The 24,808-nt window shown below is 69.1% G+C and carries 24 protein-coding genes and 1 pseudogene; 11 read left to right on the top strand and 14 right to left on the bottom strand.

All coding sequences use genetic code 11. From position 1 onward, the window contains the following. Positions 1-36 precede the first annotated feature (36 nt). From AX744_RS04625 to AX744_RS04640, 4 genes are all read right to left on the bottom strand, one after another. Complete coding sequence (locus tag AX744_RS04625) at positions 37-3,021, bottom strand: AAA family ATPase (protein WP_061015530.1); 2,985 nt, start codon at positions 3,019-3,021, stop codon at positions 37-39. Next, positions 3,022-4,191, bottom strand: a complete 1,170-nt coding sequence (locus tag AX744_RS04630) for an exonuclease SbcCD subunit D (RefSeq protein WP_058630451.1) — start codon at positions 4,189-4,191, stop codon at positions 3,022-3,024. A 255-nt stretch (positions 4,192-4,446) separates the two neighbouring features. After that, a complete protein-coding gene (locus AX744_RS04635; RefSeq protein ID WP_046747288.1) occupies positions 4,447-4,929 on the bottom strand; it encodes a DIP1984 family protein in 483 nt (160 codons plus the stop codon). 52 nt (positions 4,930-4,981) lie between these two features. Further along, a complete protein-coding gene (locus tag AX744_RS04640; protein WP_061015531.1) occupies positions 4,982-5,290 on the bottom strand; it encodes a GNAT family N-acetyltransferase in 309 nt (102 codons plus the stop codon). Positions 5,291-5,623: 333 nt separating this feature from the next. Here AX744_RS04640 and AX744_RS04645 point away from each other — a divergent pair, with 333 nt between their 5' ends. Genes AX744_RS04645 through AX744_RS04655 form a run of 3 tightly spaced genes read left to right on the top strand, consistent with a single transcriptional unit; the run spans position 5,624 to position 7,555 of the window. After that, a complete protein-coding gene (locus AX744_RS04645) occupies positions 5,624-6,331 on the top strand; it encodes a winged helix-turn-helix domain-containing protein (RefSeq protein WP_058630499.1) in 708 nt (235 codons plus the stop codon). Positions 6,332-6,375: 44 nt separating this feature from the next. After that, on the top strand, positions 6,376-7,335 hold the full coding sequence (locus tag AX744_RS04650) for a DNA-3-methyladenine glycosylase family protein (RefSeq protein ID WP_061015532.1): 960 nt from the start codon (positions 6,376-6,378) through the stop codon (positions 7,333-7,335). A gap of 22 nt (positions 7,336-7,357) precedes the next feature. Beyond that, positions 7,358-7,555, top strand: coding sequence for a hypothetical protein (locus AX744_RS04655; RefSeq protein ID WP_021198082.1), 198 nt, complete (start codon positions 7,358-7,360; stop codon positions 7,553-7,555). Between the two features lie 67 nt (positions 7,556-7,622). Here the strand turns inward: AX744_RS04655 and AX744_RS04660 are convergent, their stop codons facing one another. The 4 genes from AX744_RS04660 to AX744_RS04675 are packed head-to-tail and all read right to left on the bottom strand — an operon-like array spanning position 7,623 to position 11,453. Beyond that, complete coding sequence (locus AX744_RS04660) at positions 7,623-8,378, bottom strand: iron ABC transporter ATP-binding protein (protein ID WP_046747285.1); 756 nt, start codon at positions 8,376-8,378, stop codon at positions 7,623-7,625. Beyond that, complete coding sequence (locus AX744_RS04665) at positions 8,375-9,403, bottom strand: iron chelate uptake ABC transporter family permease subunit (protein ID WP_046747428.1); 1,029 nt, start codon at positions 9,401-9,403, stop codon at positions 8,375-8,377. Before AX744_RS04665 ends, AX744_RS04660 begins: the two co-directional genes overlap by 4 nt. A 19-nt stretch (positions 9,404-9,422) precedes the next feature. Beyond that, complete coding sequence (locus AX744_RS04670) at positions 9,423-10,409, bottom strand: ABC transporter permease (RefSeq protein ID WP_046747284.1); 987 nt, start codon at positions 10,407-10,409, stop codon at positions 9,423-9,425. A gap of 48 nt (positions 10,410-10,457) precedes the next feature. Next, complete coding sequence (locus tag AX744_RS04675) at positions 10,458-11,453, bottom strand: siderophore ABC transporter substrate-binding protein (RefSeq protein WP_061015533.1); 996 nt, start codon at positions 11,451-11,453, stop codon at positions 10,458-10,460. 99 nt (positions 11,454-11,552) lie between these two features. Between AX744_RS04675 and AX744_RS04680 the strand changes: the two genes are divergently transcribed. From AX744_RS04680 to AX744_RS04700, 5 genes and pseudogenes are all read left to right on the top strand, one after another. Beyond that, positions 11,553-12,320, top strand: a complete 768-nt coding sequence (locus AX744_RS04680) for a siderophore-interacting protein (RefSeq protein ID WP_061015534.1) — start codon at positions 11,553-11,555, stop codon at positions 12,318-12,320. Positions 12,321-12,353: 33 nt separating this feature from the next. Further along, the gene (locus AX744_RS04685) at positions 12,354-12,758 is read left to right on the top strand and encodes a VOC family protein (protein WP_061015535.1); all 405 of its coding nucleotides are present in this window, start codon (positions 12,354-12,356) and stop codon (positions 12,756-12,758) included. A gap of 275 nt (positions 12,759-13,033) precedes the next feature. Further along, positions 13,034-14,203, top strand: a pseudogene (locus AX744_RS04690) (RtcB family protein). A 150-nt stretch (positions 14,204-14,353) separates the two neighbouring features. Then, positions 14,354-14,632 (top strand): hypothetical protein, encoded by a 279-nt coding sequence (locus AX744_RS04695; protein WP_218867779.1) that lies wholly within the window; start codon positions 14,354-14,356, stop codon positions 14,630-14,632. A 2-nt stretch (positions 14,633-14,634) separates the two neighbouring features. Then, positions 14,635-15,459 (top strand): acyl-CoA thioester hydrolase/BAAT C-terminal domain-containing protein, encoded by an 825-nt coding sequence (locus tag AX744_RS04700; protein ID WP_061015537.1) that lies wholly within the window; start codon positions 14,635-14,637, stop codon positions 15,457-15,459. A gap of 3 nt (positions 15,460-15,462) precedes the next feature. On the opposite strand, the gene AX744_RS04705 is transcribed toward AX744_RS04700, so the two are convergent. Together AX744_RS04705 and AX744_RS04710 are read right to left on the bottom strand one after the other, a co-directional pair. Next, positions 15,463-16,923 (bottom strand): MFS transporter, encoded by a 1,461-nt coding sequence (locus AX744_RS04705; protein WP_061015538.1) that lies wholly within the window; start codon positions 16,921-16,923, stop codon positions 15,463-15,465. Positions 16,924-16,978: 55 nt separating this feature from the next. Beyond that, the gene (locus AX744_RS04710) at positions 16,979-18,325 is read right to left on the bottom strand and encodes a M20/M25/M40 family metallo-hydrolase (RefSeq protein WP_082738403.1); all 1,347 of its coding nucleotides are present in this window, start codon (positions 18,323-18,325) and stop codon (positions 16,979-16,981) included. Positions 18,326-18,437: 112 nt separating this feature from the next. Between AX744_RS04710 and AX744_RS04715 the strand changes: the two genes are divergently transcribed. The 3 genes from AX744_RS04715 (at position 18,438) to AX744_RS04725 (ending at position 20,029) form a co-directional block, all read left to right on the top strand. Then, positions 18,438-19,178, top strand: a complete 741-nt coding sequence (locus AX744_RS04715) for an SDR family oxidoreductase (protein WP_061015540.1) — start codon at positions 18,438-18,440, stop codon at positions 19,176-19,178. 85 nt (positions 19,179-19,263) lie between these two features. Continuing rightward, a complete protein-coding gene (locus AX744_RS04720) occupies positions 19,264-19,530 on the top strand; it encodes a thioredoxin family protein (RefSeq protein ID WP_061015541.1) in 267 nt (88 codons plus the stop codon). Positions 19,531-19,615: 85 nt separating this feature from the next. Further along, positions 19,616-20,029, top strand: coding sequence for a VOC family protein (locus AX744_RS04725; protein WP_061015542.1), 414 nt, complete (start codon positions 19,616-19,618; stop codon positions 20,027-20,029). A 12-nt stretch (positions 20,030-20,041) separates the two neighbouring features. Here the strand turns inward: AX744_RS04725 and AX744_RS04730 are convergent, their stop codons facing one another. Genes AX744_RS04730 through AX744_RS04745 form a run of 4 tightly spaced genes read right to left on the bottom strand, consistent with a single transcriptional unit; the run spans position 20,042 to position 24,807 of the window. After that, positions 20,042-21,556: a PucR family transcriptional regulator gene (locus tag AX744_RS04730; protein WP_061015543.1), complete on the bottom strand. Its 1,515-nt coding sequence runs from the start codon at positions 21,554-21,556 to the stop codon at positions 20,042-20,044. Then, positions 21,553-22,581 (bottom strand): S-methyl thiohydantoin desulfurase domain-containing protein, encoded by a 1,029-nt coding sequence (locus AX744_RS04735; RefSeq protein WP_046747272.1) that lies wholly within the window; start codon positions 22,579-22,581, stop codon positions 21,553-21,555. Before AX744_RS04735 ends, AX744_RS04730 begins: the two co-directional genes overlap by 4 nt. 10 nt (positions 22,582-22,591) lie before the next feature. Next, a complete protein-coding gene (locus AX744_RS04740; RefSeq protein ID WP_061015544.1) occupies positions 22,592-23,710 on the bottom strand; it encodes a DUF917 domain-containing protein in 1,119 nt (372 codons plus the stop codon). After that, complete coding sequence (locus AX744_RS04745; protein ID WP_061015545.1) at positions 23,707-24,807, bottom strand: DUF917 domain-containing protein; 1,101 nt, start codon at positions 24,805-24,807, stop codon at positions 23,707-23,709. The genes AX744_RS04740 and AX744_RS04745 overlap by 4 nt, the downstream gene beginning before the upstream one ends. Between the last annotated feature and the right edge of the window lies 1 nt (position 24,808).

The raw sequence follows: 24,808 nt of genomic DNA on the forward strand, positions 1-24,808 counted from the left end.
CGACAGGCGGATCGCACTGGCCCGCATCAGCGAGCGTCAGCGGGCGTCGATGACGCTGGGGCCGTTGGGCAGCGCTCGCACCGTGAGCTGCGCGGGGATCTGCTCCTGCATGGCCTCGACATGGCTGATCACGCCGACGGTCCTGCCGCCCTGACGCAACTCATCGAGTGTGCGCATGGCTACGTCGAGAGTGTCACCGTCGAGGGAACCGAACCCCTCGTCGATGAAGAGGGTGTCCAAGCGGATGCCGCCCGCGCGTGCCGTCACGACCTCGGCCAATCCCAGCGCCAACGCGAGTGACGTGAGGAAGGTCTCACCTCCCGACAACGACTGCGGTGGTCGGGTCTGGCCGGTGAACGCGTCGAACACCACGATGCCGAGTCCGGAAGCCGCACCGCGGGCCGCGAGCGCGTCGGAGTGCCGCAGCTGATACCGCCCGGTGGACATCTCGTGCAGCCGACGGTTGGCCGCCTCGACGATCTCCTCGAGCTCTGCTGCGAGGACGAACGTCTCCAAAGTCATCTTGCGGGTGTTGACGCCCCTGCCCGCGATCGTGTCCGCGAGGTTCTGCAGCACCTCGAACTCCGCGGCCTCGTCGGCGCTGCGAGCCTGCTCGATCGCGGCAGAATCGATCAGCCCGCCGAGCCGTTCCGCGGTGCCGGCGGCCTTGGCTGCCTCGTCGACCGCCGTGGTCCAGAGGCTACGAGCTTCCGCTGATGCTCGTTCGGCCGGTGCCAGGTCGATGGGCTCTTCCGGCAGGGTGCGGAGTTCGAGGTCGAACAGCACGGCCCGCTCCTTCTCCCGTTGCACCGCGTGCTGCGTGATCCGCGCGTCCAGCGCTTCCTGGACTGAGAGCGGGCGCAGCGCCTCTTCCGCTGCTGCCTCGTCAGCGAACACGGAGTCCGCGAGACCGGCGTCGCGCTGTGCCTGGGCGCCGACGAGGGCCTCGGCCCTGCGCACGCGCTCGGAGATCGCCTGGCTCAGCGCACGCGCAGCCGCGACCTTGGCCTCGTTGTCCGCCAGCCGTTCGGCGACCGTGGGGAATGCAGCCCGCGCCGCGGCGATCAGCTCCTGTGCCTCCGTGCGACGTTGACGCAGGACGGCATGCTGTTCGCGTGCCTCCGCCAAAGCCCTCGCGTCGTCTTCTCGTTCGGTGTCGAGATGCTCGAGCCGCGTCACGAGGTCCGCGAGCTGCGTGTCGAGCGCGGTCAGCGTCTCGACAGCCGCGCGGCTGTCCGCGAGAGCCGCAGCGGCCTCCTCGTACTCGGTCTCGGCACGTTCGACGTCGCGCCCGTCGGCGCGAGCGGTGGCGGCCGCGAGTTCGGCGCGGAGCGCAGAGGATCTGGATGCCAGCTCGCCTTCCCGCCGGGCCGCGGAGTCGCGCGCTTCTTCCGCGACGGCGATGTCCTCCGGCGAGACGGGATCGGCGTGCGTGGCCGGCGCAGGGTGCTCGAGCGAGCCGCAGACCGGACAGGGCTGTTCGTGTCGGAGCGTCGACGCGAGTTCTCCCGCCATGCCGTCCGTGCGGCGCCGGCGCAGCTCGGCCAGCGTGGACTGAGCCGCCGCATGCAACGCCGTCGCCTGCGTGAGCTCGACGTCTACCGAGAGCTCCGCTGTCCGCAGCCTCTCCGCCTCCCGCGCCGCCACGCGACGTGCGTCTGCGGTCTCCTGTGCCGCCCGTCTGTCCTCCACCCGATCTGCCAGGCTCCGCGCCGCGTCGCGCGATGCGTTGAGTGCGGTGACCTCTTCCGGGAGCGCGGCCCGCTTCGCATCGGCGGCCTGGATGCGTGCGGTGGCGACCGCGACCGCCTCCTCGGCGGCGCGCACCTCGGCGTTCAGAGCCGGTGCGCTCTCTTCGAGTTCCCGCGCCCGCTGCCAGGCGCCGATCTCCCTGGTGCGCTCCTGCGCCCACGCCTCGAGGTCGTCGTCGTCGGGAAGCCCCATCGCCTGCCCGGTCACGCGGGCGTTCTGCTCCTCCAGGCCGGCAGCCTCGAGCGCTCCAGCCGCTCGCGCAGCGGCGGCGATCATCGGACGAAGCGACTCGGCGGCGCGCGACGCGGCGAGCTCGGCACGGGCGTGCTCGATCGACGGCGCCTCGGCATCGAGGCGTTCGAGGGCGGATCTGGCTCGATCGCGTTCCTGCTGCGCGCGTCGTTCCTCTCGGGCGATGGCGAGTTCGGCGTCGGCAGCGGTCGACTGCTGCTCGGCATCGGCGCGATCGGAGGCACGACGCTCCGCACGGTAGTCGGCGCGAGCCTTCGCCCGCCGGAGGGCCTCCAGCCGCTCGTCGATCGACGCGGGAGCCTGCGACGTCTCCGCCACGGTGTCATCGCCGTCTCCCGACAGCCCGCCGGCGACCACGAGGTTCTCGGCCTCGTCGATACGCGCCTCGACGGCGGCGAGACGACTGCCGAGCACTTGTTCGGCCGCACGGCGACGATCGTCGAACCGCGCCTGCACGTCTTCGAATCGTTGCGTTCCGAACAGCCGCCGCAGCAGTGCCTGGCGATCGCGGCTGCCCGCGAGCAGAAACTCCGAGAACCGGTTCTGTGCGAGCAGGATCACCTGCAGGAACTGCTCCCGACTGAGCTGAAGGATCTCATCGAGCTCGCCGGCGACGTCGACCGCCCGCGCGGCACGGCCGATCCATCCACTGTCCGTCCACTCGTCGAGCGACACGGCGGCCGCCTGCTTGGTCATGCCACCACCGCGCTTGGCCGGGCGCAGGTACTCGGGCGAGCGCGTGACGCGGTATCGACCGGCCGGCGTGCTGAACTCGACGACCACCTCTGAGGGATCGTCAGGCTCGCAGTGATCGCTTCGGAGGCGTTTCTCGCCGCCCTCGTATCGAGGCACCCCGCCGTACAGGCCGAAGCACACCGCATCGAGGATGCTCGACTTGCCCGCCCCGGTCCGTCCGGCGATCAGGAAGATGCCGTCGTCGGCGAAGGCGTCGAAGTCAACGGTCTGTCGCGACCGGAACGGGCCGAAGCCTTCGACCACCAGACGATGAAGACGCATCTAGACGAGCGCCTCGGCACGCACCCGCTCGTCGAGCACCGCGCGGATCAGCTCGCTCTCGGCCTCTGTGGGTCCGTGCCCGGCCCGCACGTGCTCGAGGAAGGCATCGATGCGGTCGGCATCGGTGACAGCGGTGCGCAGCCGCTGCACATAGGAGCGCTCGTCGACCTCGGCGGTCACCTCCGGCTGGTGCTGCACCATGGCGCAGTACGGGAAGCTCTCGCGAAGACGCCGCATGGGCTCGCGCTGCGGCACCGCATCGGTGTAGACGGCGCAGACCCAGTCATCCGCGTGCTGCGCGACCAACTCGGTGGACAGGATCTCGTCGAGCGGGCCGGTGAGGGTGACGAGCCGCCGAGGCACCGGCAGTTCCATCCACTCCACGCCGGCGAGTCCTTCGGCGTCGATGTCGACGAGCCAGCAACCACGGGGCTTGTGCTGCTCTCCGAAGCTGTAGTGCAGAGGCGCGCCCGCGTAGCGCACGCGGTCGCTGAGCTGCTGGCGTCCGTGGATATGGCCGAGCGCCACGTAGTCGGGTCCGTCGAACACGCTCAGCGGCACGACGTCGAGACCGCCCTGTCGCACCTCGCGCTCGAGCCCGGCGGTCGCGTCGACACCCGCGGCGAAGCAGTGCGCGATCGCCACCGCTCGGCCTCCGTGCTGGTCCATGCCGGCGCGGACCAGGTCCATCGCATGCGCCATGGTCTGCGCCTGCGTGCGCAGCTGACGCCCGGATGCATCGCCCTCGGGCCAGTGCTGACGCACGATGGCCGGCTCGAGGTAGGGGATGCCGTAGAAATGCACCGGTCCGTGGTCATCGGCGATGGTCACCGGCACACCCACCGCGAGGGGGTCTGTGAGCACGTGGATGCCCTCGCGGAGAAGGCGCGCCTGGAACCCGAGTCGTGCGGCGGAGTCGTGGTTGCCGCTCGTGACGATGACGCGGGCGCCCGTCTCGTGCAGCGCCACCAGCGCATCGCCCAGCAGCGTGTATGCCGCGCCGGACGGGGTGGCGGAATCGAAGACGTCTCCCGCGACGACGACCACGTCGACCGCATTGTCGCGAACCTGCGCGGTGAGCGCCTCGAGCACCTCGGCGAGAGCGTCCATGGTCGAATTGCCATGGAACGTCCGGCCGATGTGCCAGTCCGAGGTGTGCAGGATCCGCATACTCACACGGTACGAACCCCCTCCGACATTCCGTCCGAGGCGTGCCGTGCGCGGCCCGCACCCGGCGCGGAGGAGGGAGCGGAAGGTCCCCTGACCCACCCTCGCCACGACGGTCGGCACGCGGTGATGCGAGATGCGTTGTGCACCTTCACCTGTGCGGAGTGCAGGGCTGCGCGATGCGAGATCAGGGCTGCCCTCCGCCCGACAGGTGCCGGCTTGCCCCGCCGGCTGAGGGTTGTGCCCGCTTCGTCGTGACTACCGACTCCCGCTCTCCTCCTCGAGATCGTTCGACCAGTTCGCCTGCTGGATCCTGTTGTCGAGCTCACGCAACTCCTGCGCGACGGCGTCGGCGCGCGAGCGCAGCTGTGAGACGGGGAGTGCGGAGACCTGACGCAGCTCCGAACGCATCTGGCGGAGGAACTGGTCGTTGGCCCCCGAAGCGGCGGCTGCCGCATCCGTCAGCACGGAGTGCCGAAGACGGAGCACGTCGCGGGAAGCCAGCGCGTCGGTCATGGTGCCGTCCGCACCCAGATGCAGTCGCGCGTTGGTGGCGTTGATGCGGCGGATGAGGTCGCGCAGTTGCGTCAACGCCGCGTCGACCTCGACGATCAGGGCGGCGGCATCCTCCGCCGGTTCCTCGCCCTCCTGGTAGCGGGCGTTCGCGACGATGCGCGCCCGCAGCTGCTCGATCCGGCGCTGCAGGTCGGCGCGTGCGGTGAGGGCCTCGGCGAGTTTCATGACGTCATCCTCGCAGGGGCGCGGCGTAACAGTTCGTCATACGGTCGGAGAGTCAGCGAGTACGCAGCAGGCCGGCGCGCTCCGGGTGGGCGGCGAACCAGTCGGCCACGTACCAGCACACGGCATCGACCTTGCGATCGCCGCGCTCCTCGATGTCGGCCACCGCACCCTCGACGACCTTCCCCGCATAGCCGTTCCCGCGGAAAGTCGGGATCGTGAAGGCTCGGGTGAGGGCGATCGTGTGGCCGTCGTCACGGTAGTCGAGCACGCTCACGAGCTTGCCGTCACGCATGAGCGTGTAACGCGAGGCGTCCTTCTCGTCGGTCAGGATGAAGCCGCCGACGGTGCGCGAGATCGTCATTGGAACCACGTTACGCCCGTCAGGGACGCCCGGGCGTTTTGACATGAGACGTCACGATCGGACATAATCCCCCCATGACTACCAACGCAAGCCCCTCGTCCGCCCAGGAGGCGAACAGGACTGCCGGGATGATGATGCCCGGTCGCGTTGGCATGTGTTGCCGAATGTGTCGCTGAACGAACAGCCACCCCGCCTGACCTGAACCCCTCGCCATCTGCGAGGTCAGTGTCACCGAGCATCCACCCTTTGCTCGATTCCCGGCTCCGCCGGTCATTCATGCAACGCATCAGAGCCCCTTTCGGTCCGGGCTCACGTCCTGAGGACTTCATCATCATGTCGAACACCGCACTTCTCGAGCGTCCCGCCACCACCGCCGCCGTCCGCACGCAGCCCGAGACCGCCGCGCCGCTCTCTCCTGCCGGAGCCGACCTCCCCGCCGTGCGCTCACCCCGTGGCTTCGCCCTCTACGTGGGCCTGGACGAGATCAAGGCCGCAGAGGCTGGAGTCAGCCTCCCCCTGCTCGTCGATGCCCTGCGTCGCACGCTCGCCGAGCTCGCGCCGGGAGCCGAGACCCACGCCACCGTCGCCCTCGCGCCCCACGGTTCGGGAGGGCGCGACCTCGACGTCGTGCGCCTCGCACTGCAGGAGCCGGGCGCGATCGCCCGCACCAAGGCCGCCGCCGAGGAGGAGACCACCGACGAGGAGAGCGGCGTCACGGTCGACATCTCCCGCAAGCGTGTGCTGATCGACGGCGAGTCCGCTGCTTTCACTTACAAGGAGTTCGAGCTGCTGCAGTACCTGGTGCTGCGCGAGGGACGCACGATCGAGCGCAGCGAACTGGTGTCAGCGCTCTGGCAGGCACAGGACGACGAGACGCCGGGCGAGCGCACGATCGACGTGCACGTGCGCCGCCTCCGGGCGAAGCTGGGTCGCTACGAGGACATCGTGCGCACCGTGCGCGGAATCGGCTACCGCTTCGATCGGCACGCCGACGTCGTGATCCGCTACGGTCACGGCACGCCCTCGCCCGACCGGTTCTGAGCACCCAGGACTCCGGTGTCAGGACCGGAGCGTAGGGTGGGCGCATGACTCTGACGGCCGACCCCGCTGAGGCAGGAGCCGCTCGCTCGGAGGCCCCTCGAGAGACGGTCTACCGACCGCCGCACGAGCTCGATCTGCGCAGCACCGTGGGTATGCTCCGACGCGGTGGCAACGACCCGACGATGGTCATCGACGGGCCGGTCATCTGGCGGGCGATGCGCACGCCGCTCGGACCGGCCACCCTGGCGCTGCGAATGATCGGCGGCGAGGTGCGCGCGACGGCGTGGGGCCCCGGATCGGGTCCGGCCCTCGAGCTCGTCCCCGCCCTGTGCGGGGCGCACGACGACGCCGGGGACTTCGACGCGTCGCATCACCCCCTCATCGCCGATTCCGCGCGGCGGCATCCGGGACTGCGCCTGACCCGCACCGACGAGGTGTTCGACGCGCTCGCGTGCGCGATCATCGAGCAGAAGGTGACCGGCATGCAGGCCTTCGGCGCGTGGCGCTGGCTGGTCAGCCGCTTCGGAACGCGCGCGCCGGGACCGACGCCGCGCCCGATGTTCACCGCGCCAGCACCGGAGCAGTGGCACCGGATCCCTTCCTGGGCCTGGCACAGAGCCGGAGTCGAGCCACCGCAGTCTCGCACCATCGTGCGTGCGGCTGAACGCGGAGACCGCATCGCCCGCGCCGTACGCACGGCCTCCACGGGGGCTGATCGCGATCGGGTGCTCACGAGCCTTCCCGGCGTGGGGGTGTGGACATCGGCGGAGACCCGCATCCGCTCGCTCGGCGACCCCGACGCGGTGAGCGTCGGCGACTACCACCTCGCCCACCAGGTCGGCTACGCCCTGACCGGCACTCGCACCGATGACGACGGGATGATCGAACTCCTCTCCCCCTGGTCCGGGCAGCGGCAACGCGTCGTGCGCCTCATCCACGCCAGCGGTGTGCAGGAACCGCGACGGGGTCCTCGCCTCGCACCGGAGGACCATCGCCGCCGCTGACACCGGCACCTATGCTGGTGCCATGTCCCGTTCCATGCTGCGCATCCTCGTCACCGTCGGCCTTCTGATCGTCGGCGTCGTGATCGGGCTGATCTTCCAGAACGTCTGGCTCGGTGTGCTGCTCGCCGCGATCGTGTGGCTGGGCTGGTTCCTCGGGTACGAATCGCGGCGCGGCAACAACGCCGGCGTCAACGACGAGGACCACGGCATCGAGCTCTGACCTCGATCCCCTCGCCCGTGGGAACGCGGCACAGTTCAGTAGCGGCACAGTTCAGCAGCGGCACAGTTCAGTAGTAGACGGCGAGCGGCCCTGACGGACCGTCGACAACGCGCACGGGAGTGTCGAAGACCCGTGTGAGGACGTCGTCCGTCATGATCGCGGCCGGCGCCCCGAACTCCACGACGGCTCCATCCTTCATGGCGCAGATGTGGTCGGCGTAGTGGCTCGCGAAGTTGATGTCGTGCAGCACGATGACGATCGTGCGTCCGAGCTCCTCCGACGCGCGTCGCAGGTGCTTCATCATCTGCACCGCATGCCGCATGTCGAGGTTGTTGAGCGGCTCGTCCAGGAGCACGAACTCGGTGTCCTGCGCGAGGACCATCGCGACGTAGGCGCGCTGGCGCTGCCCACCGGAGAGCTCGTCGAGATACCTGCCCTCCAGCGCGCCGAGGTCGAGGAAGTCGATGGCTCGACTGATGATCTCCTCATCCGCGCGGTTCAGCCGACCCTTCGAATGCGGGAAGCGCCCGAAGCCGACCAGTTGACGCACGGTGAGGCGCGTGACGAAGTGGTTCTCCTGGCGCAGGATCGACACGACCTTCGCCAGGTCCTTCGACTTCGTGGAGGCCACATCGAGTCCGGCGATCTCGATGGCTCCGGCGTCCATCCCGCTGAGACGCCCGATCATCGTGAGCAGAGTCGACTTGCCTGCACCGTTCGGACCGATGAGAGCGGTGATGCCGCCGGCGGGGATCTCGAGGTCGACGGGGCCGATCGCGACCTCGCTGCTGTAGTCCCGGCGGACGCCGTCGAGTGCGATCACAGCCTGCCCTTTCTGAGGATGACGATGAGGAACACGATGCCGCCCACGAGCTCGATCAGGATCGACACCATGCCCTGCGCGTAGAAGATGTTCTTCATCACGAAATACGCCCCGGCCAGGATGGTGAAGGCCGTGAGCACGGCGACCGGGAAGATCAGCCGGTGATCATGGGTATCGGCGAACTGGTACGCGAGCGTCGCGACCAGGAAGCCGAGGAAGGTCATCGGCCCCACCAACGCGGTCGAGGTCGCCATGAGCACGGCGACGAGGAACAGCACGATGAACAGCTCGCGCCGATGATCGACGCCGAGTGAGCGCGCGGCATCCGGACCGAGTGCCATCAGGTTGAGCCGGCGCGAGCGCAGCCACAGCAGCCCCGAGGCCGCGACCACCAGCGGGATCGCCAGCGGCAGGTACGAGGGATCGGCGTTGGACACGTTGCCGAACAGACGCGCGGCGAGCACGTCGAACTCGCTGGGGGTGAGCAGACGCTGCATGAAGGTGGCGATCGCGCCGAGACCGCCTCCGATCACGATGCCGACGAGGAGCATGATCTGCAGGTTGCCGTAACGACCCGAGAGCAGCCAGCCGTAGAGCGCCACCGCGAGGCCGACCATGATCGCCACCTGGATCGCGAACTGCCCCACGCCCTGGATAGCAACGATGCCCGCCACGCCGAACAGATACACGGTCGAGGTCTGCACCACCCGGTACAGCGACTCGAAGCCCATGATCGACGGCGTGATGATGCGGTTGTTCGTCACGGTCTGGAAGCTCACCGTGGCGACGGCCTGAGCGACGGCGACGAGCGCCATCACGGTCACGTCTGTCGCCCGGTGCTGAGCGATGCGCCAGAAGCCCGCGGAGCCGACGGGCATGGGATTCGCCCACGCGAGCAGACCGAAACCGGAACCTGCGGCGAGGACGATGAGGATGCCGAGCACGAGGAAGTACCGACGCCGCGCCTGCGGGGTCGTGAAGGAGCCCGCCGAACGGAGCCCTCCGGCAGTCGCCGCGTCGCTCATCGCGGCGCGCATCACGCCGTTAGCCACGTCGACGCTGCCTGAGCAGGAGGAGCACGAAGACCACGGCGCCGACGACCCCGAGGATCAGCGAGACCGGGACCTCGAAGGGCATGATGATCGTGCGCCCGATGATGTCGCAGACCGTGACGATCCCGATCCCCAGCAGACACACCCAGGGCAGGTTGCTGCGCAGATCGTCGCCGCGCACCATCGAGACGATGTTCGGCACGATCAATCCGAGGAAGGGGAGATTTCCCACGACGACGGTGACCACGCCGGTGGTGACAGCGATCAGGACGGTGCCGAGCAGGATGATCCGGTTGTAGTTCACCCCGACGTTGGTCGCGATCTCTTCGCCGAGTCCGGCGATGGTGAGTCGATCGGCGACGATGAAGACGATCACGCCGATGATGGCCACGATCCAGAGCATCTCGTACTGGCCGCGCATCACCGAGGTGAAGCTGCCGGCGAACCAGACGCCGATGATTTGCAGCGAGTTCGTGGCCAGAGCGAGGTAGGTCGAGAGAGCACCCACCACGGCACCGAGCATGATGCCGACGATCGGGACGATCAGGGATGATCTGAGCGCCACCCGCCGCAGGAACGCGAAGAACACCATGGTGCCCACGAAGGCTGCCAGTACCGCACCGGCCATCCGCAGCGGGAGGGACGGCTGCGGCACGAGGATCATGACGGCGAGGAGGCCGAGCCCTGCCCACTCCGTGGTACCCGTCGTGGTCGGCTCGACGAAGCGGTTCTGGGTGAGCAGCTGCATCACCAGTCCCGCCATGGCCATCGAGGCGCCGGCCAGGACGAGGGCGACCGTGCGCGGGATACGTGTGATCTGGAACATCTGCGCGCCGTCGTCCGCGCCGGCGATGTCGTACACACCCGTGAAGAGCGAGATCACGAGCAGGGCGGCGACGACGAGCACGCCGATGAGCAGCTTCACGTCGAAGAGCCGCCCGGCGTTGCGGGGCGGCGAAGCGATGTCTGTGGAGACCATGGTGGTGCGGCGGCGGCATCCGGATCACCCGGATGCCGCCGCGTCAGCTCAGTTCTTCGCGCTCTTCTCGAGGGCGTCGGCGAGGTCGTTCAAGAACGTGGCGTAGGTCTGGATGCCCTCGTTCAGGTAGGTGTCTGTCGGCATGTAGACGAGCTGCTTCTCCTTCACGGCGGTGACCGAGGCGAGGGCTTCGGAGCTCTCGAGGATCTCGGCCGCCTGCACGTAGTCGGGGGTCTCAGCGGCGAACACCGCATCGCGGTCGAGCACGAGGATCCAGTCCGGGTTCGAGGAGGCGATGGCTTCGACGGAGATCTCGTCGCCCTGGTGGTCGTCACTCGCATCGTCCACCTCGAGAGCGGGCGTGAGTCCGAGGATGTCGTAGATCGGTCCCAGCGATCGGCCGACGGTCGGCGCGAGGTAACCGATCTGGCCTCCCGACGTGTTGACGGCCATCACGGTGTCGGCGTCGTCGTATGCGGCCTTCGCGCGCTCGACGGCGGCATCGAAGTCGTCCACGAGCTTCTTCGCCTCGTCCTGCTTGCCGAAGATCTCGCCGAGCACCGTGACCTGGCGCTTGAGCTCCTCGTCGAAGGGCTCGCCGTCACGCGGCTCGAGGTCGACGATGGTGGCGTCGGGGACGAGGTCCGCGATCGCCGCGTTGTGCTGCGTGAAACGCTGGCCGCTGATGATCAGGTCGGGCTCGACGGCGACGACGGCTTCGAGGTTCGGCTCGCTGTGCAGGCCGATGTCGACGATCCCGTCGTCCTTCACATACGACACGGTCTCCGGCATGAGTGCCACGGCCCCGGCGGAGAGCTCGACGCCCCAGTCGGAGAGCGTCTGGAAGGTGCGGTTGTCGAGGGCGACCACCGATGCGGGTGGGGTGGCGATCTCCTTCGTGCCCGTGTTGTCCTCGATCGTGACGGTGGCTGCTGCCGGTTCGGTCTTCTCCGTTTCCTCCGAGCCTCCGGAGGTGCACCCGGCGAGGGCGAGGAGGCCGACGAGAGCGGCACTCGTAGCGGTGAGGGTTCTGGGCACGGACATGGAGAGACTCCTGTTCTGCGGGATCGGTGCGCACACGATGGGCGCCGGGGCGACGCACGGGGATCACCCGCGCCGTCCCATTTAGGTTAGCCTTACTTTATGAGCGATACGAAATCCGGTTTCTCGATCGAGCGTCGCGGCCTCGAGCTGCGCTTCCGCAACGTCACACTGAGCGCGCGTGAATGGCTGGCGCCGGACTTCGTGCGGGTGCGACTGACCGGCTCGGATCTCGCCGGCTTCGATTCGCCCGGTTCCGACGACCACATGCGCCTGTTCTTCCCCGCGGGCCCGACGGATTCCGTCGAGGAGCTGCGCGCCTCCCCCAGCCGCGAGTACACGCCGCTCGCCTGGGGCGACGACTGGCTCGACGTCGAGTTCGCGGTGCACGGCGACCAGGGAGTCGCCGCCCCCTGGGCGGCGAACGCGCCCCTCGGATCCACGATCGGCGTCGGCGGCCCCCGCGGGACGGCCGTGCTGGTCGGCGAGCCCGGATCGTGGCTGCTGGTCGGCGACGAGACGGCGATCCCCGCGATCCGACGGTTCGCCGCGCTCATCCCCGACGGCACTCCTGCACGCATCGTGATCGAGACGGTGAACCCCGGCCGAGAGGTCGAGGTCGAGGCCCCGGTCGAGGTCGAGTGGCTGCACCGGGGAGAGAAGCCCTCCGGCTCCGCCCTCATCGCCTTCCTCGAGGGGCTGACGGCCGATGACACGGTCGGCCTCGACCCGTTCGTCTTCGTCGCCGCCGAGCAGTCGATCGTCAAGCCGGGCAGGGCACTGCTCGAACGGTGGGGCGTCGACAGTGCGAAAGCAGTCGTGAAGGGGTACTGGAAGCGCGGCGAGGCGGAGTACCACGCGCCGCACTAGTGCGACGTCGGCCGTTGCTGGGAGACTCGGCACATGGCACTTCTGGATCACCTCGGCATCACCGTGACCGACCTCGAACGCGGCAGGGCGCAGTTCCATCCCGTGCTCTCCGCCCTCGGGTATGTCAGCGGCGGAGCGAACGATCATTCGATCTCGTGGAACAACGGCGACGAGACCGAGATCATCCTCTACACCTGGGATGACGACACCACTCCGCACCGACACGGCCGCGTGGGCTGGCAGCACATCGCGTTCGCGGTGCCCTCGCGCGACGACGTCGAACGCCTGCACGCGATCGCGGTGGATTCCGGCTGGACGGCCGTGCGCGAGCCCAAGGAGTACCCCCGCTACTCGGAGCGCTACTTCGCCTCCTTCGTCGAAGACCCCGACGGCATCCGGATCGAGTTCATGTACAACCCTCCTCGCGAGGCGAGTTGACTCCCGGGCGTGTCGCGCCCTAGGGTGGCAAAGCTGTGCCGATCGGTGCAGCACACCAGCCGAGGAGTCGACGGATGACCGCGCAGCGGAACCTCCCCATCGCCGCGGTCTTGCAGCTTCAGCACAAGCGCAATGACCGCTACGAGTCGTACCCTCCGGCACGCGTCGTGTGACAGCATCCGCTCTCGCAACGCCCCGTACCGTCAGGTCCGGGGCGTTCTTCCGTTGGAGACTCCCCTGACCTGTGGCTGAACACCACCACAAGGAAAGGAATCATGGAGAGGCTCTCCGCACGGCTGCTGTCGTGGGCGTCACTGATCGACGAGAAGACACTCGCTCAGGCGCACACCACGGCCCGCATGCCGTTCATCCACCCGCACCTGGCGCTGATGCCGGATGCGCACCTCGGCAAGGGGGCGACGGTCGGCTCGGTCATCCCGACGCTCGGCGCGATCATCCCCGCCGCCGTCGGCGTCGACATCGGCTGCGGCATGATCGCCGTCCGCACGCAGTTCACGAGGAGCGACCTCGACGGCCGCGAACTCGCCGAGCTCCGGGAGCAGATCGAGCGTGCCATCCCGCTGTCGGCCGGCCGGTACAACCGCAAGGTCGTGGCCACAGCCGAGCCGCGCATCGCCGAGCTCGAGCAGCTGGCAGAGAAGAGCGGTTTCGACCCCGCACAGTACGCCGGGAACTGGCGCCTGCAGCTGGGCACATTGGGATCCGGGAACCACTTCATCGAGGTGTCGGTGGATGAGCTCGACCGGGTGTGGCTGTTCCTGCACTCGGGGTCGCGAGGCGTCGGCAACAAGATCGCCGGCCACCACATCGGTGTCGCGCAGCGGCTCGCGAAGCAGTGGTGGATCGACCTCCCCGACCCCGACCTGGCCTATCTCGTCGAAGGCACACCGGAGTTCACCCGATACATCCGGGAGCTGCGGTGGGCACAGCACTTCGCCCTGCTGAACCGGGAGGAGATGATGGATCGGGTCGTCCGCCAGGTGTCGGAGTTCCTCGGCACTCCGGTCGAGGAGCAGGAGCGGATCAACTGCCACCACAACTTCACATAGTCGGAGAAGCACTACGGAAAGCAGGTATGGGTGTCCCGGAAGGGCGCCATCCAGGCGGACGCCGGTCGTCCGGGTCTGATCCCCGGATCGATGGGCACCGCCTCGTACGTGGTGGAAGGGCTCGGTGACCCGCAGTCGCTGAGCTCCTCGCCGCACGGCGCCGGCCGGGAGTACTCGCGGTCCGCGGCGCGACGGACTTTCACTCACGAGCAGCTACGTGTGGCGATGGCCGGCATCGAGTTCCGTGACACCGACGCGTTCATCGACGAGATCCCCCAGGCGTACAAGCCGATCGACCGGGTGATGGCGGATGCCGCGAGCCTCGTGTCGATCCGGCACACGCTGCGGCAGGTCGTCAACGTGAAGGGCGATTGACCGGGACTGGGCGGGGCCTCCCCCGCCCAGTCCTTCCTGCACCGACGCGACGGAGAGCGTGTCATCCACGGATCGTGGGCAACCGATATCTTCGGCTCCTGCGCTCTGGCAGGCTTGCCGGATCGATGCGACGATGAGGGAGTGGGAGTCATGAACGACGCGCAGATCTGGACGATGATCGGGTCGTTCACCGTGCTGATGTTCAGCACGCTCACCGTCGTCTCGACATTGTTCGTCCGCATCCTCCGCAGCGAGATCGGGGGCCTGCGTACGGAGATGAACGGCCAGATCGATGGGCTGCGCACCGAGATGAATGCCCGCTTCGATTCCGTGAACACCCGCTTCGATTCCGTGAACACCCGCATCGACGGTCTCGACCGCGACGTGCAGGCGCTCGTCAAACGCACGTTCGGCCTCGACCGCGAGTGACGATGACGCCTCGACACAGCAGCGGGGTGCACCCGGCCGACCGCCACGATGCCTTCCCGGAGAACCCGTGCGGCACGGCTGTCCTGCTCCTCGCCGGATCCAGCGGGCGTGTGGAGGTCGAGCGGGCGGAGATGCTGGCACGGCACGGCGCCCGTGTGAGGGCCATCCGCTGGTTCGGCGGCATCAGCCAGCGCCCTGCCCCGCACGAAGTGCCGATCGAGACCTTTGTCGAAGAGGTGGAGTTGCTGCGTCGTGACGCCGATCGCGTGGCGATCTTCGGAACATCGTTCGGAGCGGAGGCGGCGCTGGTGACCGCGTCCCTGCACCCGATCGATGCGACGGTCGCCGTCGCCCCGTCCTCTGTCGTCTGGGCTGGCAACTCAGAGGGGACCTGGTCGTCGCACTGGACCCGTCGGGGTACCCCGATGCCGTTCGTCCCGTTCGCTCCGTCGTGGACGCCGTCGACCGACCCGCCCGAGTATCGTGCTCTGTACGAGTCGAGCGTCGATCGTGACCCTTCGGCCGCCGCATCCGCCGCGATCCGGGCGGAGGACATCGACGGTGTCGTCGTGCTCGTCGCCGGCGGCGACGACCGGGTCTGGCCCAGCATCCGATTCGCCCGCGAGCTCGTCGAACGCCGCACGGCGAAGGGTCTGGACACGACGGTGATCACTCACCCGGACGCGGGGCACCGACTGCTGCTCCCCGGCGAATCGGCCGTGACCGCAGGAGTGACGATGGCGCGGGGAGGCTCTCCCGCCGCCGACGCGGAGCTCGGCGCACTCGCATGGCCGCGGATCGTGAACGCGCTCCACCTGCGGGCCTGACGCTCAGAGCGCCGGCGCGACCTCGACCTCCGGGGCACGATCGGTGAATGCGGTCTTCGGGACGAACACGAGGATCACGGCGGCGACGAGCGCCGTCACCCCGCAGACGATCCACACCGTGAAGTACCCGGCGAGCGAACCGGCGGTGGCATCCGTCGCGCCGGCGGTGCTCGCGACGCCGTGCAGGAGCGCGATGCCGAAGACGCACGACGCGATCGCTCCGCCCACGGTCTTCACCGAATTCGTCAGGCCCGTCGCGACGCCGGTCTGCGTGGCCGGAGCCGCGGAGGCCGCCGCCGCGGGGAGCGCCGCGACCAGTGCCCCGGACCCGAGCCCCACGACCACCATGTTCGTGATGACCTGCGCATAGGAGCCGTGGAACGGCAGGAAGAGGAGGAAGCCGATGCCGACCAGCATCGACGCTCCCATCAGCGTCACCCGCGGTGTGGCACGCCGCGCCACCACCGGGAACAGCAGCGCCCCCGTGATCATGGCGATGAGGTAGACGCCGATGATCAACGAGGTGGCGAAGCCGGTCGTGCCCAGACCGTAGCCGTACACCGATGGGTCGGTGCGCGCGAACGTCGACAGCGGGGCCTGCGCGCCGAGCACGCTGACGCCGAAGAGCCCGGCCGTGAGGAACACCGGTCCGAGCGCGGGCGAGCGGAACATGCGCACGTCGATCAGCGGGTCTGCGCAGCGCAGCTCCCAGAGCACGAACGGGACCACGAGCAGCACGCCGAGGATCACCACCGCCCAGGACCACGGGTTGGTCAGACCGCCCTCCAGGCGGAGCAGGCTGAGCCCGCCGGTGAAGCAGACGAGGGCGAGAGAGATGAGCACGAGGCCGACCGTGTCGAAGACACCGCCGGTGGGCTCCGGCGATTCCTTGACCCCGAAGAGGATCACGAAGAAGCACACCACGATGAGCACGGCCGGGACCAGCAGCACGACGGTGAGGGGAAGCACGTCGATGAGCGCACCGCCGACCAGGGCGCCGATGATCGCGCCGCCCTCGAGAGCGGCGACGAGCAGCCCCGCAGCCTTGGCGGTGATCGACGACCGACCCTCCATGCGGCGCGAACGCGACCAGATCAGGGCGATCTCGAGTGGAAGCCAGACGACGTAGAAGCCCATCAGCGCCCACGCGGCGAGGAACACCGGGAACGAATCGGTGAAGGGCAGCACCAGCGCCGCGGCCGCCGTGACCGCGGTGGAGATGAGCAGCATGCGCTTGTGCCCGACCATGTCGCCCAGCTTGGCGAAGGCCGGGACGACGAGTGCCGACAGCATCAGCTGCGTGCCCTCGAGCCAGTTCACGTCGGCGTCGTGGATGCCCAGATGGCGGGCGATGTCCGTGAGCATCGGGGTGTAGTACCCCTGCAGCACACCGCTCGTGAACTCCACGAAGGCAAGGAAGCCGACCACGACGGCGAGGGTGCCCAGGGTGCGGGTGCGCGTCATCGCGTCTCCTGCTTCTGCTTCGGGTCCCCCGGCAGGCTCCGAGGGGAGGGTGAGATCACCCTAGCCGTTCGAGCAGCGCCCTGTGGAACCGCTCTCCCCGTTCCAGCGCGGCGATCTCCACGCTCTCGTCGACGCCGTGGATCGACGCGCGCTGCGCATTCGACATGTCCAGCGGCGCGAACCGATAGACCGCGGGTGAGAAGCGATGGAAGTGTCGCGAGTCGGTGGCCGCCATCATCACATACGGGACGGCAGGCACGCCGGGGAACGCGACCTCGAGCGCGTCGGCCAGCAGAGCGAATTGAGCGTTATCGGTCGATGATTCCGGCGACGGTTCGCTCGCTTCGACGACCTCGACCGCGACGAGCGGATCGCGGACCCGCCGGCGCACCCGGAACACCGTCTGCTGCGTGGTCTCCCCGAGCGCGATGCGCAGGTTGACGGTGGCCGAAGCCTGCGACGGCAGCACGTTCGCCGCGGTTCCTCCGGACTGCATCGTCGGCGCGACGGTCGTGCGCACGAGAGCGGCCGGTTCACCACCCAGCGCGGCGAAGATCTGCGCGGTCAGCAGCGGCGCAGAGCCGAGGAACCGCAGCAGGTGGCGAGCCGTGCCCGGCGTCTGCGCGGCCAACTGCGACAGCATCCGGAGGATCGCCTTCGAGGCACGGGGGCGGAAGGTCGTCGGGCCGAGTCGGTCGACAGCCCTGGCGATGCGGCGGACCGCCGTGAGGGTCGGCGGGGCCGAGGCGTGGCCGCCTTCGCCCCGTGCAGAGAGCCGCAGGGTCATCACACCCTTCTCGCCGACACCGATCATCGCGGCCCGTCCGGGAACGAACGGCAAGGGCGCATCGACGACGGCACCGCCCTCGTCGACGACGAGCCAGGGGACGATTCCCCGGTCGCGCAGCACCCGCGCGATCTCCTCGGCGGCGCGTCCGTACGTCTCCTCATTGCCGCCGAAGGAGAGGTACACGTCGCGGGGCGGGACGAACTCGTCGGCGAGCAGATTCTCGACCGCCTCCAGGATCACAATCAGCGGCCCCTTGTCGTCGAGAGCACCTCGACCGTAGACCGATCCGCCGGCGATCACGCCCGCGAAGGGCGGGTGTGTCCAGGCGTCGCTCTCGTCGACGGGGACGACGTCGTAGTGCGCCATCAGCACGACGGGCCCCTCGTCCGCCGCAGCACTCCCGCTCCCCTTCCAGTGGAACAGCAGGCCGAATTCGGTGTGCCGTTCCAGACGCAGCCTCTCGTGCGTCAACGGGTAGAGCTCGGCGATCAGCGCGACGAACTCCTCGAACGGAGCCGAGCCGCGTTCATCGAGTTCGGCCGACACCGTCGGGATCCGGATCATCTGCGAAAGCCTCTCGGCGATGCCGGGGCGCACGGTCGATGTGGTCACAGCGCCATCGTACTCAGCGGCGGATCCGCTCATCGCGAGCCTTCCGACTGCGTTCGCGCTCGTCCGGCTCGGCGAAAAAGACGAGGATGGACCGAGACGAAGGAGAACGCACATGAGGATCGCCGTCGCAGGAGGAACCGGGACCGTCGGTCGACACACGGTCGAGGCGCTGCAATCGGCCGGCCACGACGCCGTCGTCCTCAGCCGATCCCGAGGAGTGGACCTCGTGACCGGGCAGGGCGTGGGTGAGGCACTCGCCGGCGCGGATGCGGTGATCGATGTCGTGAGCGTCGAGACCCTCAAGGCGAGCACGGCGATCGAGTTCTTCACCGCGGCGGCCGGGAACCTGTCCGCTGCGGCTGCCGACGCGGGTGTCGGACATCTCGTGCTGCTGTCGATCGTCGGGATCGACCGCATCCCGTACGACTACTACGCCGGCAAGATCGCCCAGGAGAAGATCGTCGAGGGATCCCGCGTGCCGTCGACGATCCTGCGAGCGACGCAGTTCCACGAGTTCGCCGGGCAGATGTTCGAGCGGGCGAAGCTCGGACCGCTCCACCTCGCCCCGAACGCCCGCGCCCAGCCTGTGGCAGCCCGTGAGGTGGGCGCACGTCTCGCGGCACTGGCAGGGGCGGAACCGCAGGGCCGGGTACGCGACCTCGCCGGACCCCGCGAGGAGCAGCTGTCCGACATGGTCCGCGCTTTCGCTCGACGTCGCGGATACCGCGGCTGGGTGCCCACCGTGAACGTGCCGGGGCCGCAGATGGCGGGGATGAGGGCGGGCCATGCGCTCCCCGGCCCCGACGCCGACCTCGGGCACCAGGGCTTCGCCGAGTGGCTCGCCGCGCAATAGCGTCCTGGAGCCGGTCGGGGAACACGACGAACCGGGCGGAGGTTGCACCTGTGGTGATGACGCGAGAGCGTCCGAGGAGGTGCGGATGGAACTGACCCTGGTGTCGTCGTCGTTCTGCGGCGCGTGTGCACGGACCAGGACCGTGCTGGCCGAGGCGGCACGCTTCCTTCCCGACGCGACCATCACGGAGATCGACGTCGCGCGAGACCCGGATACCGCCGAGAGACTCGACATCGAGGTCACACCGACGGTGATCATCCGCGACGCCAGTGGCCTCGAAGTGTTCCGCGCCGCCGGCGTCCCGACCGTGCCGCAGGTACTCACCGCCGCGGTCAGAGCGCTCCCGGCCTGAACCTCTTGCGGGCACGACGACCGCGGCGCAGACTGAGCCTCAGCGGCGCCGGCCGTGTCGTCCGTGTCAGCCTCCTGGAGTTCTCATGCCCGCTCTCAACCCGTACCTGTCCTTCCGCACCGAGGCCCGCGCGGCGATGGAGTTCTATCAACGCGTCCTCGGGGGCGACCTCGTGGTGAACACGTTCGGGGAGTTCCCCGACATGGTGCAGGATCCGAGCCAGCGGGACCTCATCATGCATGCGCAGCTGGACACTCCGGACGGTCTGGTGCTGATGGCCTCGGACACCCCCGACGGCATGCCCTACGAGAAGCCGCAGGGATTCTGGGTCTCGCTGAGCGGGAACTCGCAGGAGACCACCCGCACCGTGTGGGACGGGCTCTCGGACGGGGCGACGATCACCATGCCGCTCGACGTGCCCCCGTGGGGTGGACTGTTCGGGATGCTCGTGGACCGGTTCGGCATCCCGTGGATGCTGCACGGCGACCCGCAGGAGTGAAGACTCCCCGGCTCAACGCGGCTGCACCGCGCGACATGCGAGGTGCAGGGCGAGGCGCGCCTCCGGGTCGGTCAGGTCGATGCCGAGAAGCTCCTGCACGCGTCTGATCCGCATGGTCACGGTGTTGCGGTGCAGGCCCAGCGCAGTCGCGGTCGCGGCGATGCCCGATTCGTGGTCGAGGTAGGCCGAGAGCGTGACGAGCAGTTCGCCGCCTCCCTCCCGCAGCGGAGCCAACAGCGATTCCGCCGCGGGAACGAACGTGTCGTTGCCGGTCCACGCGAGAAGAAGCTGCTCCAGTCCGAGACTGTCCACCCGTACGAACCATCCCGTCGCTGACCGCGATGCCGCGATGCGCGCCGCGTCGCCCGCCTCATCGAGCGTCGTTGCGAGGCCTTCCGAACCGCCCTGGAGCGAGCCGACCCCGGTGGCGACGGCGAAATCGCGCAGCACCCCGAGATGCAGGTCCCGCAGAGCGGCGACGGCCCGCTCCACCTGATCCGGATCCGGCGACTCGGCGAAGGTCAGCCACCCGCTCAGTCCACGACCGGCCGTCGTCGCATGCGCCTCGCCGTCGATAGCGCTAAGGCCGGCGCTGACCGTACGCAGCAGCGAGAAGGAGTCGAGGCGGCTCCGTGCCACCATCCGGAAGCCGAGGTGATGTCCGCTGGTGCGCCACCCGCGCTCGAGCATCCGTCGTTCGACGTCGGCATCCGCCGCACCGTGCAGGTCGACGAAGTCCCGCAGCAGTCCGGACGACACCGCGACGTCGTTCACGGCCGCCACCTCGTCGATCAGGATGCGTGCGGCGACGGCGGGCATCGCGACCTCGGCCGCGACGGACAGCGACTGCACCTGCGCCTCACCGAGCCCCCGGCCGAACAGCACGAGCCGCAGACCGCTGCGCCCCGGGCTGTCCACGCGCACCGATGCGGCCGCAGCATCCCCGATGCTCGTCCGATCCAGCCAGGATTCGAAGCCGATCGCGGCGTGCAGCCGCTCGTCCAGGTGAGCACCCGCCTCCTGGAGCACGCCGGACGAGTCGATCAGCGCAGCTCCGACGCCGAGGTTCGCGGCGATGTGGCCGAGCAGGTCGGCCAGGTCATCGGCGGCGTACTCGAAGGACTGGGCGACCTTGCGCACCTGACTGAGCGTCAACGCATCCCGCGCCTCGATCAGCATCCAGCAGGCCCTCGCGAGCTGGATCGGTCGCTCGACATCGAGCAGGCAGAGGCCGATACGGTCTGCGAGGCGGAACGCGCCCGCGTCGAACGAGGCGGCTCCGGGGAGGGCGAGCCCCGAGTACCCGCGATCACGCAGGCGGCGCAGCAGTGCATCCTGCTGCCAGGTCGATGTCGGCGCTGCCGCCGTGATGATCGCGAGTCGGCCGGTGCCGGCTTCGACCAGCTCTGCCTCACTCGCCCCCACCGCGACGGCATCCCACAGTGCATCCGCGGGTCCGGCGACACGCCTGAGGGCGCCGTTCTCGGAGTGGGCGAGCAGCGCGCTCAGCTGCAGTCTCTCGTTCACGCGGCGTCCACACCCTCGAGGCCGTACGCCGAGGGCAGCACCTTCGCGCGTCGGTCCGCTCTGGCGTTCCACCAGGGAGGCGCCGGGATCGCGAGCACCGCCACCGTGCGCGCGAGCCGGAGCTCGGTCACCTCGAGGATCTCGCGCGATATCGCGTCGACGACCACGATGATCTCCGGCGCCGACGCCACGAGACGGCCATCCGTGAGCACCGCGAGGGTCTCGGAGCGGCTGACCACGCGATGGACTGCGCCGGTGAGACCGCTGATCTCCACCGCGTTCACGTGTGGATCGTGCGCCCAGGGCGATACCGAGATGATGCGACCCTCGGCGAGCAGTTCCGCCCCGAGGACGTCCGCGAGCAGAGGGAGGGGTGCTGCCGAGGCTGCGAGGTAGGCCCGGCCCAGTTCGAGCGCGTAGGCGAGGTGTCCACCGATCGCGTGCTCCGTCAGATCGCCGACCGTGAACCCGCCGAGCACGGCACATCCGACCCCGCCCGCCTGGACGATCGCCGACCGCACCACCCTCTCGGCGTCGATCGCGCGGTGCGCCTCGACGAGCGCGACGCCGTCGGACCCCGTGTCGCACGCGAACACGAGACCGGGCACCTGATCCACGAACAACGACATCTGGTCGAGGCCGGGCACTGCGCGACCGGTGCAGTCCGCGTCGACGATCACGTGTGAACCTGCGAGCGTCAGCGGAGCGAGGCCGTTCATGCCCCCGCCCTCGAGAGAGCAGACGGCCGGCACCGGATGGCCGATCCAGCGTTCGACCGCGCCCAGCAGCCGGGCGAACGGGTTCGCCCCGGGGAGCCGCTCACCGAGCAGCATCGTGGAGCCGACGAAGGCGACACCCAGGCATGGCGTTGCCGGGTCCAGCGCCGCGACCGGTGAGACCTCGATCGGCCAGCCCTCGGCTCCGGCGAGCATCAGCTCGAGCATGGTCGTCGAGCCACCGCCGCCGGAGCCGAGGAGCGCATAGCCGCGGGCGAGCGCCGTGAGGTCGTCGCGCTGCAGCATCATGCGCTCCAGCCTAGGGAGAAACGCCCTCACCCGCGGCCAGCGCTTCGATCGGAGCGAACTCCGCTGCGAGGCCGAACGCCGAAGGTCCGAAGGCGGCGAGGGCATCGGGCGTTCGCATCATCTCCGGAGTGGAGATACCCAGTACCCGGACGCGCTGACCGTACCGGAGCCCTTCCGTCGTGATGGGCTCGGCCGTCTCGTGATCGACCACGCAGATCAGGTCGGGGACGATCGCGACGAGCGTCTCGCCTCGGTGCGCGATGAGGTTCTCGTTCTGGAACGAGATCTCGAACGTGTCGCCCTCGTCCGCGCCCACCGGTGCGATGACGGCTCGCCCCTTCGCGAATCCCTCGGTCGTGCGGCGTTCGACGTCGACGACCTTGCCGACGCAGAGTTCGCGCAGGTGCGGGTACAGGGTGGTCGAGAGCGTGCGGGCGATCGCCTCGAACGGCGAGCGATGCTCCTCGCGCGCGAGGCGGATCGCGCGACCGAGCGCGAGCGCCATCGAGATCGTGCGTGGCACGGCCGTCCTCCGCACGTCGGCTCCGGTCATCGCATACTCGGCGATGTGCCCGACGCCGCCGAGACGGATGGTGATCCCGCGGGCGAGCCACTCCATCTGCCGGTCGTCGTCGCCCGTGTCGATCACGACCTTCTCGCCCCGTTCGCCGGCGAGGGCGAGAGGCGATCCGTGCACGCCGTACACGGCGAAGGTCTCCATCGACAGCTCGGGAAACGCCCGTCCCATGCCGTCGGCGTCGACCACGGGAAGCCCGGTCTCCGCGGCGACGATGAGCGGGATCATGGAGTTGATGCCACCGCATTCGATCGGCATCGTCGCATCGGCCTTGCGCCCCAGGTGCTCTTCGAGCGTGCGCAACGCCAGGGTGGGCTCCGTGCCCGCGGGGATCTTCTCGATCATCACGGTCGGCGCCCCCATCTGCGCTGTCGGGATCACGAACAGATCGTCGGGGAGCTCATCCGGGTCGAGGATCGTGATGCTGCCCTCGCCGAGAACGCGCTCGACGAGCATCTTGCCGATGTACGGATCGCCTCCCCCGCCGGTACCGAGCAGCGTCGCGCCCCTGGCGAGGTCGGGCAGGTCGGCGGCCGTGAGCTGCCAGCTCATACGGCGGCTCCCGCCGCAGCGGTTCCGACGGAGACGCTGCCGTCGAAGCGGTGCGCATCCATGTCGTACCCGAAGTACCCGGGGCCGACCATCGCGAGCGCCGCCTGCGAATGCCAGCGCTCGTCGGCCGGAGCCGCGATCACCCGCACCCGCTGTCCGTAGCGCAGCGCCTCGGTCGTGATCGGCTCACCCGACTCGCCGTCGAGCACCATGATCAGGTCGGGCGTGGTCGCGAGGACGACGCCGTCGGCTTCCGCCACCAGATGCTCGTTCTGGAACTGCAGGGTCAGCGTCGCCCCGCCGTCGCCGTCGATGCGCGCGCGCCCCCGGGCGAAGCCGGTCGTGGTGGCCCGGTGCACGTCGACCACCTTGCCGTCGAACAGCTCACGCCCGCCGAGCAGATCGACGACGCCATCGACCGGGTCCGTCTTCGCGTCCCGCGCCGCCGTGATGCGCTCGCCGATCTCGATGCATCGGGAGAGCGAGCCCGCCACCAGCGACTCACGTGCGGCGGAACCCGACATCGAGAACCCGGAGATCATGACCGAGCAGCCCATCTCCACGCAGGCCACGCGGGCGATGCGCTCCGTCCAGGAGTTGTCGACCGTCTGCAGCACGCCGGTGTTGCCCTTCTCGTCGCTGAACGCGAGAGGGGAGGCGGTCACCCCGTAGAGGGTCGGGAGCACCATCTGCAGCTCGGGGAAGGCACGTCCCATCCCGTCGGCGTCGACGAGTGGCAGACCGAGTGCTGCGGCGGCCGCGATCGGGATGGTCGAGTTGACTCCGCCGACCTCGGCGCACGCGATGTGGGTGATCGGACGGCCGAGATGGATGCTGAGCGCCTTGACCGGCTCGACGACCTCGGCGAGACTCGGCAGCTTCTCCACCATGACGGTCGGTGCGCCCATCATCGCGACGAACAGCACGAGAGCGTCGTCCGGCACCTCGTCGAGGCCCACGACCGTGACCTCACCGGCGGCCAGCGCCTGACGGGCGAGGAGTGCTCCGATGTAGGGGTCTCCTCCCCCACCCGTGCCGAGGACGGCAGCACCGCGGGCGAGTCCGTCGATGTGCGCAGACGTGATGGTCCAGCTCATA

It is taken from the genome of Microbacterium sp. CCH5-D1, assembly GCF_001557335.1.
Lineage (GTDB): Bacteria > Actinomycetota > Actinomycetes > Actinomycetales > Microbacteriaceae > Microbacterium > Microbacterium oxydans.